The 13335-nt window shown below is 40.4% G+C and carries 17 protein-coding genes; 2 read left to right on the top strand and 15 right to left on the bottom strand.

The window, feature by feature from the left end:
* The first annotated feature begins 199 nt into the window (after positions 1–199).
* Entirely contained in the window at positions 200–1702 is a 1503-nt protein-coding gene (locus BMY80_RS06560) for a tetratricopeptide repeat protein (protein ID WP_093142125.1), read from the top strand.
* Positions 1703–1776: 74 nt separating this feature from the next.
* Here BMY80_RS06560 and BMY80_RS06555 read toward each other — a convergent pair whose 3' ends face one another.
* Genes BMY80_RS06555 through BMY80_RS06540 form a run of 4 tightly spaced genes read right to left on the bottom strand, consistent with a single transcriptional unit; the run spans position 1777 to position 3490 of the window.
* A complete protein-coding gene (locus tag BMY80_RS06555) occupies positions 1777–2019 on the bottom strand; it encodes a hypothetical protein (protein WP_093142122.1) in 243 nt (80 codons plus the stop codon).
* Complete coding sequence (locus tag BMY80_RS06550) at positions 2006–3007, bottom strand: integrase DNA-binding domain-containing protein (RefSeq protein ID WP_093142119.1); 1002 nt, start codon at positions 3005–3007, stop codon at positions 2006–2008. The genes BMY80_RS06555 and BMY80_RS06550 overlap by 14 nt, the downstream gene beginning before the upstream one ends.
* The gene (locus BMY80_RS06545; RefSeq protein WP_093142116.1) at positions 2967–3212 is read right to left on the bottom strand and encodes a helix-turn-helix domain-containing protein; all 246 of its coding nucleotides are present in this window, start codon (positions 3210–3212) and stop codon (positions 2967–2969) included. The genes BMY80_RS06550 and BMY80_RS06545 overlap by 41 nt, the downstream gene beginning before the upstream one ends.
* A gap of 11 nt (positions 3213–3223) precedes the next feature.
* Positions 3224–3490: an excisionase gene (locus tag BMY80_RS06540; protein ID WP_425441292.1), complete on the bottom strand. Its 267-nt coding sequence runs from the start codon at positions 3488–3490 to the stop codon at positions 3224–3226.
* A gap of 793 nt (positions 3491–4283) precedes the next feature.
* Between BMY80_RS06540 and BMY80_RS06530 the strand changes: the two genes are divergently transcribed.
* A complete protein-coding gene (locus tag BMY80_RS06530; RefSeq protein WP_093142110.1) occupies positions 4284–5201 on the top strand; it encodes a BspA family leucine-rich repeat surface protein in 918 nt (305 codons plus the stop codon).
* Positions 5202–5561: 360 nt separating this feature from the next.
* Here the strand turns inward: BMY80_RS06530 and BMY80_RS12575 are convergent, their stop codons facing one another.
* From BMY80_RS12575 to BMY80_RS06470, 11 genes are all read right to left on the bottom strand, one after another.
* Positions 5562–6098: a hypothetical protein gene (locus tag BMY80_RS12575; protein WP_245730073.1), complete on the bottom strand. Its 537-nt coding sequence runs from the start codon at positions 6096–6098 to the stop codon at positions 5562–5564.
* 74 nt (positions 6099–6172) lie between these two features.
* A complete protein-coding gene (locus BMY80_RS12570) occupies positions 6173–7261 on the bottom strand; it encodes a tetratricopeptide repeat protein (RefSeq protein WP_093142107.1) in 1089 nt (362 codons plus the stop codon).
* 177 nt (positions 7262–7438) lie between these two features.
* Entirely contained in the window at positions 7439–9097 is a 1659-nt protein-coding gene (locus BMY80_RS06510; RefSeq protein ID WP_093142104.1) for an AAA family ATPase, read from the bottom strand.
* Positions 9098–9305: 208 nt separating this feature from the next.
* Positions 9306–9503 carry a hypothetical protein gene (locus BMY80_RS06505; protein WP_093142100.1) on the bottom strand — a complete coding sequence of 66 codons (198 nt, stop codon included), beginning with the start codon at positions 9501–9503 and terminating at the stop codon, positions 9306–9308.
* A 29-nt stretch (positions 9504–9532) separates the two neighbouring features.
* Positions 9533–9838: a hypothetical protein gene (locus BMY80_RS06500; RefSeq protein WP_093142097.1), complete on the bottom strand. Its 306-nt coding sequence runs from the start codon at positions 9836–9838 to the stop codon at positions 9533–9535.
* 2 nt (positions 9839–9840) lie between these two features.
* Positions 9841–10239 (bottom strand): hypothetical protein, encoded by a 399-nt coding sequence (locus tag BMY80_RS12800; RefSeq protein ID WP_245730071.1) that lies wholly within the window; start codon positions 10237–10239, stop codon positions 9841–9843.
* A 182-nt stretch (positions 10240–10421) separates the two neighbouring features.
* Positions 10422–10646: a hypothetical protein gene (locus tag BMY80_RS06490; RefSeq protein WP_093142092.1), complete on the bottom strand. Its 225-nt coding sequence runs from the start codon at positions 10644–10646 to the stop codon at positions 10422–10424.
* Positions 10643–10918, bottom strand: coding sequence for a hypothetical protein (locus tag BMY80_RS06485; RefSeq protein WP_093142089.1), 276 nt, complete (start codon positions 10916–10918; stop codon positions 10643–10645). Before BMY80_RS06485 ends, BMY80_RS06490 begins: the two co-directional genes overlap by 4 nt.
* Before the next feature lie 3 nt (positions 10919–10921).
* A complete protein-coding gene (locus BMY80_RS06480; protein WP_093142087.1) occupies positions 10922–12040 on the bottom strand; it encodes an AAA family ATPase in 1119 nt (372 codons plus the stop codon).
* A 147-nt stretch (positions 12041–12187) separates the two neighbouring features.
* Positions 12188–12475 (bottom strand): Nmad4 family putative nucleotide modification protein, encoded by a 288-nt coding sequence (locus BMY80_RS06475; RefSeq protein ID WP_093142084.1) that lies wholly within the window; start codon positions 12473–12475, stop codon positions 12188–12190.
* 316 nt (positions 12476–12791) lie between these two features.
* Positions 12792–13335, bottom strand: a 544-nt coding sequence (locus BMY80_RS06470) for an IS1634 family transposase (RefSeq protein ID WP_143066473.1), incomplete at its 5' end; no start/stop codon positions are given.

The raw sequence follows: 13335 nt of genomic DNA, 5'->3' as shown, positions 1-13335 counted from the left end.
AGGAAACAGGACGGGCAGCCGACGTTAAATACTCGTGACGTGGCCGGATGACAGCGGTGAATTCAGAGTGATTTTCGGATATAACCTGAGCACTTGTCTCAAATTAGGTAAAAAGCAACACCTATATGCTTGAGAGTATCTTAAAACTACGTATAATCAGATCAAGTATAGTGATATTGCAACAGAGACGGATTGAATTATGAAGATCAGATTATTGGGGCTGGCAGCAGCCTGTTTAACGGCACTTTCAGGATGCGGAACCGAGGATGAGGTTGCGGAAAACGTCAGACAGTGCGAAGTTCTGGCTGAAGCGGATAATTACGCTGAGGCATTTTCATTCTGCAGAAGGGCCTGCGACCTCAAGGACGGATACGGCTGTCTGGTTACCGGTATCATTTACGGGGCAGGTTACGGCATGAACCAGGATTATCTTCAGGCTAAAAAATACATGGAAAAAGCCTGTGATCTCAACAACAGTCAGGGCTGTTACAATCTCGGCGTCATATATGATGACGGTATGGGAGTGAAACAGGATTATCAGCAGGCTGAAACACTCTACAGAAAGGCCTGCGACGGGAAAGATGCACTCGCATGCAACAATCTCGGAAATATCTTTTACTACGGCAAAGGCAGGAATGTTGATTACACTGAAGCCGGGAATTATTTTAAAAAGTCATGCGAGCTGAATTTCGGCGGAGGCTGTTTCAATTACGGAAAGATGTATATTGATGCCGCCGGGGTGAATCAGGATTTAAAGCAGTCTGCGGTTTATCTTGAAAAAGCATGTGACATGAACAATGCGGCAGGGTGCTTTATTGCCGGTCGCCAGTATTTTGAGGGAGCAGGTGTGCAGCAGGACTACAGTCTTGCCAACCAGTTCTTTGAAAAGGCGTGTAACCTGAAGGAGGGAGAGGGATGTTATGCTCTTGCCAATTCATTTATTCAGGCTGCAGGTGTGGAACAGGATTACGGTAAGGCTGTATATTACAATGATCTGGCCTGTTCCCTGAATTTCGGGCAGGGATGTACCGGTGCCGGACGTTTCTTTGAAGAAGGCGTAGGTGTTGAAAGGGATTATATCAGTGCCGGAAACTATTACAACAGTGCCTGCGCTTTAAACAACGGAGAAGGCTGCGCATATATCGGCGAACTTTATTACGAAGGTAAAGGCGTCAGTAAGGATTTCAATAAGGCGAATATCTATTTTGAAAAGGGCTGTAATATGGATGCCGGTTTCGGATGCTTCGGACTGGGAATTTCATACGAGAACGGAAATGGGGTGGATCAGGATTATGCCAAAGCCATTCAGCTCCATGATAAAGCCTGCGACCTAAATGAGGGCAGAGGCTGCCATAATCTCGGCAACATATATCTGAACGGCGATGCCGGAACGCCGGATTATGCAAAGGCTTCCCAGTATTTTTCCAGAGCATGTGATCTGAACAATGAACTGTCATGCAACAATCTCGGAGTCATGTACCTGAACGGCACTGGTTTTAAAGCCGATCTCGGCAAGGCTGTAAACTACATGGATAAGGCCTGTTCCATGAACAATGACGTGGCATGCGTTAATCTCGGTTTAATCTATTCTGAAGACTCAGGAATGGAAAAGGATCCTGCTAAAGCCGGAGAGTACTTTGACAGAGCCTGTAAGCTGGGAAATGAGAAAGGCTGCGATCTGGCCGGTGAAATTAAAGAATAGGCCAAACGGCATATCTTCGGTAACAGGATAAAAATTTCGTAAATGGTCTGAAATAACCGTTTCAGACCTGAATATTATGCCATGTTCCACGGCATAAGTTTATCTAAGACGTCAGAGGTAATATGATGTGCTTTGTAGCCAGTAACAGTTCCTCTCTTGTCTTTTTCAAACTCTATTTTATCCATATGAAGTGTCATCGTAGTAATGCACTTCATCATGTAGCTTCTGAAATCCACGTTATGAAGCATACATGTTTTATACAGTGAATAGAATTCAGTAATATTTTCTGCTCCTTTGCAGGTATCACTTGCCATCATACCGTTTCCTGAATCGGTTTTCCCAGTGCAGTGCTACCTCCGGCATACCGTCCTTATCTCGGATAAGAAATCCTGCATAGCCTTTGATGATCACCTCGGGCAAATCAGTCGGCCTGTATTCCACCAGGTTCTTAAACATCTGATACACATCTTCAGTCATCGGAATCTTGCGGGTTCCGGCATTGGTCTTAGTCGGAGTGATAAGGTATTGTCCTGCTCTGAATCTTTGCAGCTGATGGTTGATATCGATTATTCGGTTTTCCAAATCTATATCCTTTAGTGTCAGACCGCAGAATTCCGATATGCGCAATCCAGTGTGGAACAGAATGTAAAACACCTCATAGTACTTACAGTAGATATTGTCCTCTCGTACAAATTTAAGGAACTTATACATCTGCTCCTTTGTTATGGCCAGTCTTGTTTTTTCGGTGTTGTAAATGACACCGGCAAGCTCAAATCCGAAAGGATTCTTGACCAGAAAATCATCATCAACCGCCATCTGAAAAGCAGGTCTCAGCACTCCGCGTACAGTTTTAATGGTACTCGAGCCTCTGCTGTCCTCCTGCTGAAGTTTGATGAGAAAAAGCTTGGCATCGGATGTTCTAATCTCACACATCCTCCTGTTTGAAAATTCTTCCTTTTTAAGCAGATTGCGAACAAAATTATAATTGATAAGCGTTGATTCCCTTACGCCGGTTCTGGTCTTAAGATATCTCTCAACCAGCTCCATGACCGTGAGATTTTTACGCATCGGGTCCAGCCTTGATTCCAAATCCCGATCGACGCTTTTTTCAAGCTCGCGCAGTGATAAGCACGGCAGCCTACCTGCAGGTTGCGGGTCTGTCGGGGTAAGGCGCCAGCTGTATAAGAATTTCGGCTTGCCGTTAACCATGTACTTAAACTGATATTTGCCGTCTCTTCTGATAGATTCTCCGGTATGGAGAACTCTATGCTTCGAGTCTCTTCTTGGTCCTACCGTTCTTGGCATTTGCAAGTTCCTCCTGTTTTCCGTTACTTAAATATTTCATAAGTTCTTCCCTTACAATGAATCGCTGCTGTCTGCCGTAATGAACCACAAAGCTGAGTTCAACCTCCCGGATCAGACGTTTGAATTTCCCCCGGCTGAGATTAAACAGCGTTATGGCCTCCTCAACAGTAAGCAGCTCCTTTTCTTCCAAGTTAGCTGGCTTCATCATGCTCACCGTTAAATCATCTGGGTACTGATGAGGTACTCCTCAAACTTCGGGCGAACAATCAGATACCTGTTACCGCATCTGATAGCAAAAACACCAATGTTGCATTCCGCAAGAAGACGCAGTCTCGTGTAGCCGATGTGGAAATACTGAGATGCTTCGTTAAGTGTTAATGTGTAGCGTTCATTAAAAGGAATTTTTGTAACTGCATTTTCCGGTTTGATTACAGTAATTGGATCGCTCATTGAATTGCCTCCGTTAGTAAGTTGATTTTTCATTACAGACTCCTGTTTTTGCATAAAACTTTTCTCCTCTGATTGACTGTATAGTCCCGTACAATTTCGGGTATAGCAACTACTTAATCCAGACAAAATGCCATCTGAATCAAATAGTTGTGAAGAGCAATAAACCGCTTTTTGCCACGGATAATCGAGAATTACCAAAAAACAAAGAAGGCTACTCTCCGACGAAATCATCAGTAGGGGAGCCAGTTTCATACATGGAAAATACCTCAGGTATATAAATGGACGTGAACCCTATGTTTTGACGAAGGCTATAGAAAAATATTTTTTGAATGATTAAAAGTTGCACAGCAGTGTATCAAGATGAACGTTAAGGTAATAGAAAATTGGTAATTTGATAAAAAATAAAGATTATTTATTATTATGATCACGGATAAAAAATTAAATAAGTGTAAAATCACTAGAAAGTGATACATTTATTTTAAAAAATATAATTATTTTTAATCATAATGTTCAATGTAATTATTGCTTTAAGGTTAGTAGTATGAAAATTTTATCTATATTGGTTTGCTTATTAGGATTTATTTATTCATTTGTTGAAGCAGTTTATATCGGTAATCATGCTCAATCAGTTATGCACCAAATTTACGGTGGTGTGCATGCAATAATGGCTACAATTTTCTTATGCTCCATGTTTATCATTGTAGCTATATACAAGAATAAGCAGTAGTTTGTTTAGGATTTAGTACCATTTTGGTGATGTTTAAGCGTTCAATCTTTTGATGATACGCTTGAAAATGCTTATGCTTGTATAAAAGGGAAAATAAATATGTACTGTAAATTTTGTGGCAAGCAAATTGACGATAATTCTGTCTTTTGTAGTTTCTGCGGTTCTCGCTTAATTGATACTTCTAGTGAAGTTAAATCTATTTCTCAGCGAGAAAATAATATTCAGAACCATGAAAAAGAACAGAGTAGTGATAAAGCAAGTAAAGCGATTGTAATTGGATCTAGCGTAATAGCTGTAATTATATTTTCTTATATGCTATTTCAACGAAGTGAAATAATAAAAGCTGAGAATAATATTACACTTAATTCACCTGCAGATCTTACTGATGAAGTGATATACAGGATAGCAACAAATGATTTAGATACCTTAACCATAAATTATGAGTTTACAAGATGTCCAAAAGATAAAAATGAATTATTATTCGGCTCTTTATGGTGTACGGCTACGAAAGAATGTAGCGCAGATATGGAAAATTGGGAAAAGTTTAGACTAGAGCGTAATCCATTTTGGATTGCTGGTAAAAAATATGATTTTCTAGAAAGAAGCAAAAAGTCACAAGTAGAATTGGATTTAGACGATACGACATCTAAACTATTTGGACTAGATTCTATACAGAATACTACGATTAAGAAATTTGATTTTGAAATTATTTTGTCTCCTAAAGTTCATTCACTGGCGTGTGCTTTTGCGGATTTCCGGGAGTTACAATCAATCAATATAAAAAGTACTTCAAATATTACTGATATGAGTGGAATGTTTGCTAGGGCACAATCTTTCAATCAACCTATTGGCAATTGGGATACTTCTAGTGTGACTAGTATGACAGGAATGTTTGCAGATGCAAAATCATTCAATCAGCCAATCGGCGATTGGGACACATCAAAGGTTACAGACATGAGCGATATGTTTAAAGGTGCAACATCTTATTCTTACCCTAAACCAAAAGGAGAAAAATAAACATCAAATGGCAGACTGTAATTCCGGCAGTCTGCCAAATCCCTTTATTCCCCCAGTCGGCTATTCACTTCTTGAGCCAAATCGCCCAACTTTCCGAATAGCCAGTTTCCAGGGCAGGACTTTCGAGCAAACCAGCGGTGAACCGTCAGCAACATCTCGTCAGATTTAACCTCATAGCTCAATGCCTTATCCTATCAATAAGGAGGATCTATAATGTACACTATCCGATTAATGAATGAATTTTTACATGGTCCAATATGGATATATGATCAAGATGAAACAATCCGTTTGAAGCATTCTCTGATCAGCAATGATACAATATTGCAGAATCTTAATGAAGAAGCTGCAACTTTGTATGATTCATTTTATGATTTTGATGTAGGTGATGAGCCTTGCGTTTTTGACGATGAAGGATACAAAGCCGCGTTTCCTAAAATGAAAGAACTTATTGAAAAAATTAAGCAGAGACTTAATGAGATCAATGATGGGTCTTTCACTGTAGAAGACTACATTACTAATCAGAAGTTCGATTAACCGAGAGTCAATCATTGTATTTTTAGCCGAAAGAGTGGTATTGGCGTCTTTCTGCTGGGAATTCTGAGTATTTAAGGCCTTGCTGATTTCCTTTGTTACCTTGCTCTGCTCGCTACCGAGGTCAGTAACAGTTTTGGTCTGTGCCTGAATTGAATCGGTTACAGTCTTAACGCTGTCATCAAGTCCGTGGATGGCGGCATTGGTGGCTTCTGCCTGTTTGGCGGATGCATCAAGGTTTGCTCCCATGGCGGCAGCAGAGGATGAAACAGCGTCTTTCATGGCCGTCATCTCTTCGGCAATTTTGCTGAGTGAATCAGTCAGAGCAGACGTATCGGCAGAAAGCCTGATGGTGCTGTCGTTCATTTTGAAACTCCTGAAAACAAAAAAGGACCTCACATGGAGATCCTTTTACTCATTATTTGATTTGACAGAAAAGGTTAGTAGCCTCTTTCGTTTAATTTTCGGTAGTTATCACAACCTAGCTGATAGCCAAAATCACAGGCTTTACCGTGGTACCACTTGGCCGTGTTTTTGTTCTGTTTTACACCTTGACCGTTGTTGTACAGAACTCCAACGTTATCACATCCCATTCCGTTTTTTAAATCACAGGATTTTTGGTAGTAGTTCATGGCCTGCTGGAAATCCTGTTTTGCGCCTTGACCGTGGGAGTATGAATATCCTAAGTCACTGCAACCGGCACCGTCATCCAGGTCGCAGGCTTTTTTAAAGTAGTGATTCGCCTGATGATAATCCTGCTTAACGCCTTTACCTTTATTGTAAGAAACCCCTAGGTTATAGCACCCTGTGCTGTCATTCAGATTACAGGCTTTTTGATAGTACTGATTAGCCTGCTTAAAATCTTTTTTTACGCCTCTACCATTGATGTATGAATTTCCAAGGTTAATGCATCCTGAGCTCTCATTCAGCTCACAGGCTTGCAGGTAATACTTATTGGCCTGCTTAAAATCCTTTTTTACGCCTTCACCTTTGTAGTATAAATTCCCAAGGTTAAAGCATGCTGAGCTCTTATTCAGCTCACAGGCTTTCAGGAAATACTTATTAGCCTGACGATAATCCTGTTTAACGCCTTCACCTTTGTAGTAAGAAACCCCAAGGTTATAGCATCCTGAGCCGTGATTCTTATCGCAAGCTTTTTGGTAGTAATGATTAGCCTTCTGGTAATCCTGTCTTACACCTTGACCGTTATCATATAAAAGTCCAAGATTATAGCATCCGATGGTATCACCAAGGTTACAGGCTTTTTCATAATAGGTGGCGGCCATGCTGTAATCCTGTTTTACTCCTTCACCATGGTCGTACGCCAACCCCAAATAAAAGCACGCATCACTATCGTTTAGATTATTGCATTTGTCGTAAAGTGCACGTGCTTTTTCATCAATTGGCGGGGTATCTTTCTGTTCTGTCTGTTCAACAACAGTATTATCAGCGGTGTCATGGCTACTTGTACAAGCTGTAGTCAATGCTAAAAATGCGGTGGCGGCAAGCGCTAAATTAATGATTTTCATATATTCTTCTTTTTATCCTGTTATATTTGCTATTGTTTTTGTAGGAGGCAGTTGATTATACGAATGTTTTACAGAATATTAAACAAGTATTTACTTTTTGTTGACTTTGGTGCTAAAAAAGTCGGATTGGGCGGTTGTTAATTTTGTTTCACTCTGCGAAATTTTATACATTTCTATTTAATCCAGTTTTTCAATCAGGCACTGGTGATCCTTGGTCTTGGTGCTGTAATTTATTCCGACAAGTATGATATTTCTGTACTGTCCGGCATAGCGTTTGAAATATTCTTTTTCCTTTATCTGCTTAATGGCTTCTTCGGCAGAGTCGTCATACTTAAACTCAATCAGAATAAGAGGCTGTCTCCTTGTTATCGGCTCATACACTAAATCAACACGCCCCTTTCCTGCCTGATCTTCCCGGTGGTAGCTGTAATCATCAAGAGTTGACCATAAAAGCCCGGTCATCACGCAGTATGTGAGAGATTCTTCATCGTTGTAATCGAGGAGAGATACTGCTGATGAATTGTGGATTTCCTGAATAATTGTGGCTACGGTTGTTCCGTCAAGTTCTTTGATGGCTTTGAGCAGGTTTTCTGAACGTTTGATGGTTTCCATTCGTTCATACCAGTTCTGCTCTCTGACAATATCCATCAGCACTGCTTTGATTTCAGCATTCGGAACATAGGCAACTTTACGATATTGATTTTTTGTTTCTGCACATCCAAGGTAACCGAGACATACCAGAAGACTGAATACATCATTTTTATCTTTGATGTTTACCATATCATTCTGGAAATTTGCACAGCTGAAAGTAACTTCATCACCTTCGATTAAGTTGATGATGTCTTCCTTTATGCCTTGAAAATCAGTATTGATGAGGCGGACAAACTCTTCATTGGATGATGTCCCGCTCCAGTAGCTGATGCATTCGTTTCGGCTCACGGCCTTGCATACGGAGTTGGGGTTGTATATATCAATGCCTTTGATTTTATAGCCCTCGTACCATTCCTTTAATTCCTGATGCGACACTTTGCATTTAGGTGATTTTACAATGTCTGCAACTTCATCCTCGGTAAACCCGAAGTATGTCGCATACTCACCAGGAGCAAGCATGTTATATTCGTCAAAACCGTTAAGCGCAGACTGAGAGTTGTATTTTTTGATAGGAAGAATACCGGTAAGATATGCAAGCGCAAAGCAACTAAGACCGTCATCAGATTTAAACAGACCGCGCAGAAATTCTATAAATTTTTCTTGTAGCGCCGGCTCATTTTGATACTCTCTGCATATCAGATCCCATTCATCCATAATTAAAATAAATGGCTCGCCGGTGTATTTGAATATAACTTCCAATGCCGATGACAACGACTTCTTTCCAATCAACGGATCGTTGCTGATTTGTTCAGCGTATTCTTTATTCTCCTTTAGATCACGAATAACCATATACTGGAGAAAATCCACCAGATCATCAATATCTTCGATGTAGAGAGATTTGTCGGCTTTATACGAGATAAACTTGTCCTTTATAGAATTCATGTCAATGTAAATAACATTGTATTTATTAAGATGATCTGCAAAACCGGTATTCTCTGAAATTTTCAAACCGTCAAATATCTTTTGTCCGGCATACCCTTTGGAATAATACGCTGAGAGCATATGCGCAGTTACGGTTTTTCCAAATCTGCGAGGACGGGTAACAGCAAAAAAACGATTTTGAGCATTAATTTTTGCAGACATTTCTTTTATAAAATCTGTCTTATCTACAAAAATTTCAGAATCTTTGAATTTAACCAGTCTTATAAAGCTGTTATCGTTACCAGGATTCAGAATATTGCCCATAACACTTAACCTCCCCGAACTTCATGACATCCCCATTTTAGCACAGCACAGAATTTTGATCCGTGATATGCAATTGAACTTAAAAGGCGCTGATGTCAAAACCTTTCTTTCTGCCATCTAATTTAACGACTATACGCGGATTATTCAACATTTATCTGACGTTAATCCGCAAAGTACTAAACCAATATGCATTTTATGTCATCGATATTTACCTTCGATTCATCATTCTCTTAAACTTCTCAATCTCTCCGGCACAGTCGGATTCAGTCATTCCATCACGATATCTTTCATGAGGATATGCCTCATAGTATTCCTCCTGAAAAACCACTGCCCAGTAATTGAACTCGGTGGTGGGGTATTCCAGAACTTCTGAGATTGGGCGGTGAAGCTCACGGGCAATTCTCACCGCCAGTCTGAATATAAAACTGCCCCGGATTAGTTTTTTAGGTTGTTCTCATTGGTGATGTTGAGAGCCGAGAAGGCATTAACGAGCTGGAGCAGTACCTTGTTCGGCACTGATTCCATAAAGGCTTCAAAGTCCTTAGGCTTTTCGGTAAGTTTACCGTTCTCATCACAAAGAGATGCATGCATCATCTTAAGGACACGAAGCTGTAAATCCTTCTCGCTTTCAAAGTCGAGACGCGCCTTGCCTGAAAGCTCACGCAGATAAAAGTCCACACCGTCAACGGTTACCTTGCTGACTTTGAATTTCAGCCCCTTGATTTGATCTAAATAAGACATGGTTATTCTCCTTCGTTTTCAGTAGTCTGAGTCTGTTCAGCAACATCGGCATTCGACCACACAACATCAGATGCCTGTCTGCCTGAGACCTTAAGCTGCATAAAACCATCAGCAGAGCCGGACATAATCTGATAGCCGAGGAGCTTCAAATCATAGGTAGCTCTGGTGCCATTCGGCCACTGATGACGGATGCGGACTGTCTGCTGTGCCTCGGCGGCAGCCAGCTCACTCTTGCCCATCTTCTTGGGTATTTCAACATAGGCGGTATTGAACTGCCTGTAGCCGTTTGGCTTTAAGGTTCCAAAAAGGTCACGGATGATCTGCTCCTGCCAGTCGATAAGTTCAAATTTCTTTCCCGCCCAGGTTCCTTTGGTGTGGCAGAGACATTCGATAAAGTTCACCGCATAATCGGCAGCCGCATTATCGTATTTCGAGCCCTTGGCCAGAAATCTGGTGGGGACGTATTTTTTAGTTTCCGCATTGCCATTCTGCCTTCACCTCCTTACAGGCATAAAAAAAAGACCGCCGAAGCGATCTTTCATGGTATAAAAAAGGAGCCGTTAAGCTCCTGTTGTAGTTTAATTTAGAGTTTGATTTTCTTTGAAAGGTTAGTAATCTTATCAAACGGCGTTGCAGGATTCATAGCCCAGAGCTTTTGAATATCAAAATGATGTAACTCAAATTTACTCTTTAGGTTTCGCTCCTTGAGCATATCTCTTTTAAAATCTTTTTTACTTTTTGAATGCAGCAACTCTTCAATGTTTTTCAGTCCCATGGCTCTAATCAGCTCATCTTCGATGTTTTTCACCTGTAAACATCCTTTATGTTTGAAGATTTTTTTGCCTTTCTGATGTTTTCATTAAGGATTGTAGGATCTCCCACGTCGGTATCAAAAACAAAAACTAAAGTTGTTCCATCCTGTAATGTTCTCAGTTTCAGATCAGTCAATCTTTCCTGCACGACATTCAAAATCTGGACTTTACCAGGGATAATCAGGCGCATGTCGGTCTTAAGAACTTCAATTAATCTCTTTTCGTCATCGCCTTCTACAAAGTATTGAAATATTCCGGAAGCTTTCATCGTTTAAATGTCCGTTAATGCAAATATTTTTTCCAACATAGGGGCGGATGAGAACAGATCGTTCTGAACCGCAGTCTTCACAGAATCTCTGTTTTTCTTGATGTAATCTCCGGCATTGATGACGGAAATATAAGAGACTCCGTCGAATATCTCCTTACGCAAAAAATTAAAACTGTGCTTTGGAAAATTCATGTCAAGAATGTCCGTATTATGAGTGGTAAAGAACAGCTGTCTGTCTCCTTCCAGCTTTTCCACCATTAGTGACAGGAATGCCTTTTCAATGTCGGAATGGATAAACGAGAACTTTTCATCACAATAAAAGAATGAATACATTCCGCTTACCATTGCTGCAAACATATTTGCCAGACTGACACCTTCTTTGGTTCCGCTGGAAAGAAGCCCGTCATCGACAATGATCCCGTTTTTGATTATCACCTGTTTCCCGCCAATCTTGATAACATAGGTATCATTCACTTCCTTTACTTTTTCGACATCCGTGATAAGGGGATCCAGAGCCTGTAGGGTATTTTTCAGAATCTGCAGATATCTCTCTTCATTTTTTGGGGGATAGCTTGCAGCCAGATTTTCACTGACCCGTGGAAACTCAAAAGCCCATGACATTGGTTTAATTTTTTCCAGTTCTCTGATGTAGTCGTTGCAGTAACCGGTGTCTGATTTTGAATCCAGTTTTTCCAACGTCTTTTCGTAGGTGTCGCTTTTGCCGATTTCTGTCTGCTCAACTTTTATCAGAAAATCACTGCTTGAATAGTTTTTGCTTTCCTTTTTTCCTTTAATTATTGAGGAAACCCTGTAAAAGTCATCGTTTACGACAAACTGGATCTCAAATTTCGCATCTTTCTTAGAGTCATTTATACATGAAGCGATACTGGCATATTCCTTCCTGGCAATGAAATTAAGAATGTTCAATAGCATTCCGCCGATGGAGGTTTTACCGGAGGCATTGGCGCCCATAAGAATGTTCAGTTTTTTATACCTGAAATTCAGATGATCCTTAAGGCATTCAGTCATCTGGTTTCCAACGATTTTTTTTGCATAAGTCATGGACATCTCAAAGTCATTGAAAGCCATGTAGTTATCAAGTTTCAGCTTCATCAAAATCATTGTTTTATCCTTTGTATTAGTTCCGTTTCATGGAAGTAATACCATTTTACTATTCTTTTTCAAACAGATCAACTGATGTAGATTCCATAACAAAAGACCGCCGAAGCGATCTCTTTAGGTATAAAAAAGGAGCCGTTAAGCTCCGTACTAATTGTTGGCGTTCTTCATCGCCCATTCAAGAGCATGACCTTCGTCCATGAAATCTACGCCGCTTACCTCGCGAAGTCCGATCTCAGCCTCGCAGCCGGTGTCCTCGGTGAGGAACTCGTAAACTGCGCCGTAGTAGGATGGCTTGCCGGCTCCGTTGTAGTAGTGGCCTGCAAGGATCACCTTATCACCGAATCTTAAGGTATTGCTCCAGCGGCATTCCAGATCCTCCGGAGTGGATGGATTCGGTAATCTGTAGGTTCTTGCTCTTTCTGTCATCTTGCTCATTTTTAAGTCTCCGTTGTTGTTCTCGATGACTGTATATTCGCTCTGTACCGAAGGTATAGCAAGTCAATAAGTGCCTTATTTTGTACTATTTTTTTCTTCTCATTAATCGTTTGTTTCTTCTCAAATCAAGCTAAATGAGAAGAATAACCAAATAATGAGAAGAAAACAGGAGGCATCTATAACCTCCTGTTGTTCAATTCAATCCCGCATTATGCCTCTCTTTCACCGAGCTTTTCATGGATTACTTCGAGGATTTTTTTCCAAAGTTTGATACTTAATCGGTGACAAACCCTGTATTTAAGCCAAAAACGAGCTTTTAAGGTGTTGTGTACATCGATTTTAGTATTTTTGAATGATAGCGGTTTAAATCTTCAATCCTCACATATCTGGAGTCAAATTTGATCCCCAGGATTTTATCCAACTCATCCACTACAGACTCTCTTTTGTTCAATGAATATATGTCCTTGGACAATTCTGTTGCCATGGCAGAATTTAATCCGTCTATTATTTTCCTGCCGGAGTACTGATGTTTCAATCTGAGCTCAAGCATTCTGAGCATGGTGAGAGAAATGAAACAGGTAAGGAAATGAGCTTCTATATGTTCCCTTGTACGCACAAATACAGGTCTTCCTTTCAGGTCTGTTTTTGTAATTCTGAAAGATTCTTCTATACGCCACAACCCTCTGTATTTGGAAATAACTTCAGAAAGTGACAACTGGGTCTCTGACGTGACAATGAGATAATATCCGTCTAAAGCTTCATCTTCTGATATTTTTTCTAAATTAAGCTCTGTTTGTGTTGTTACTGTTTTATTTTTCAGTCCCGTAGTCTTATCTACTGAATATTCATCAATGTATTTC

Source organism: Ruminobacter amylophilus (assembly GCF_900115655.1).
Classification (GTDB): Bacteria; Pseudomonadota; Gammaproteobacteria; order Enterobacterales; family Succinivibrionaceae; genus Ruminobacter; species Ruminobacter amylophilus.
The sequence above is the reverse complement of the archived record's forward strand: the minus strand, read 5'-3'. Positions and strand labels throughout refer to the sequence as shown.

Excerpts from the sequence above, each read along its gene's own strand:
- BMY80_RS06545 (WP_093142116.1), bottom strand. The coding sequence starts at position 3,212 with ATGAAGCCAGCTAACTTGGAAGAAAAGGAGCTGCTTACTGTTGAGGAG.
- BMY80_RS06530 (WP_093142110.1), top strand. The coding sequence starts at position 4,284 with ATGTACTGTAAATTTTGTGGCAAGCAAATTGACGATAATTCTGTCTTT.
- BMY80_RS06475 (WP_093142084.1), bottom strand. The coding sequence starts at position 12,475 with ATGAGCAAGATGACAGAAAGAGCAAGAACCTACAGATTACCGAATCCA.
- BMY80_RS06510 (WP_093142104.1), bottom strand. The coding sequence starts at position 9,097 with ATGGGCAATATTCTGAATCCTGGTAACGATAACAGCTTTATAAGACTG.
- BMY80_RS06550 (WP_093142119.1), bottom strand. The coding sequence starts at position 3,007 with ATGCCAAGAACGGTAGGACCAAGAAGAGACTCGAAGCATAGAGTTCTC.
- BMY80_RS06480 (WP_093142087.1), bottom strand. The coding sequence starts at position 12,040 with ATGATTTTGATGAAGCTGAAACTTGATAACTACATGGCTTTCAATGAC.
- BMY80_RS12575 (WP_245730073.1), bottom strand. The coding sequence starts at position 6,098 with ATGAACGACAGCACCATCAGGCTTTCTGCCGATACGTCTGCTCTGACT.
- BMY80_RS06500 (WP_093142097.1), bottom strand. The coding sequence starts at position 9,838 with ATGTCTTATTTAGATCAAATCAAGGGGCTGAAATTCAAAGTCAGCAAG.
- BMY80_RS06540 (WP_425441292.1), bottom strand. The coding sequence starts at position 3,490 with ATGAAAAATCAACTTACTAACGGAGGCAATTCAATGAGCGATCCAATT.
- BMY80_RS06485 (WP_093142089.1), bottom strand. The coding sequence starts at position 10,918 with ATGAAAGCTTCCGGAATATTTCAATACTTTGTAGAAGGCGATGACGAA.
- BMY80_RS12570 (WP_093142107.1), bottom strand. The coding sequence starts at position 7,261 with ATGAAAATCATTAATTTAGCGCTTGCCGCCACCGCATTTTTAGCATTG.
- BMY80_RS06555 (WP_093142122.1), bottom strand. The coding sequence starts at position 2,019 with ATGATGGCAAGTGATACCTGCAAAGGAGCAGAAAATATTACTGAATTC.
- BMY80_RS06560 (WP_093142125.1), top strand. The coding sequence starts at position 200 with ATGAAGATCAGATTATTGGGGCTGGCAGCAGCCTGTTTAACGGCACTT.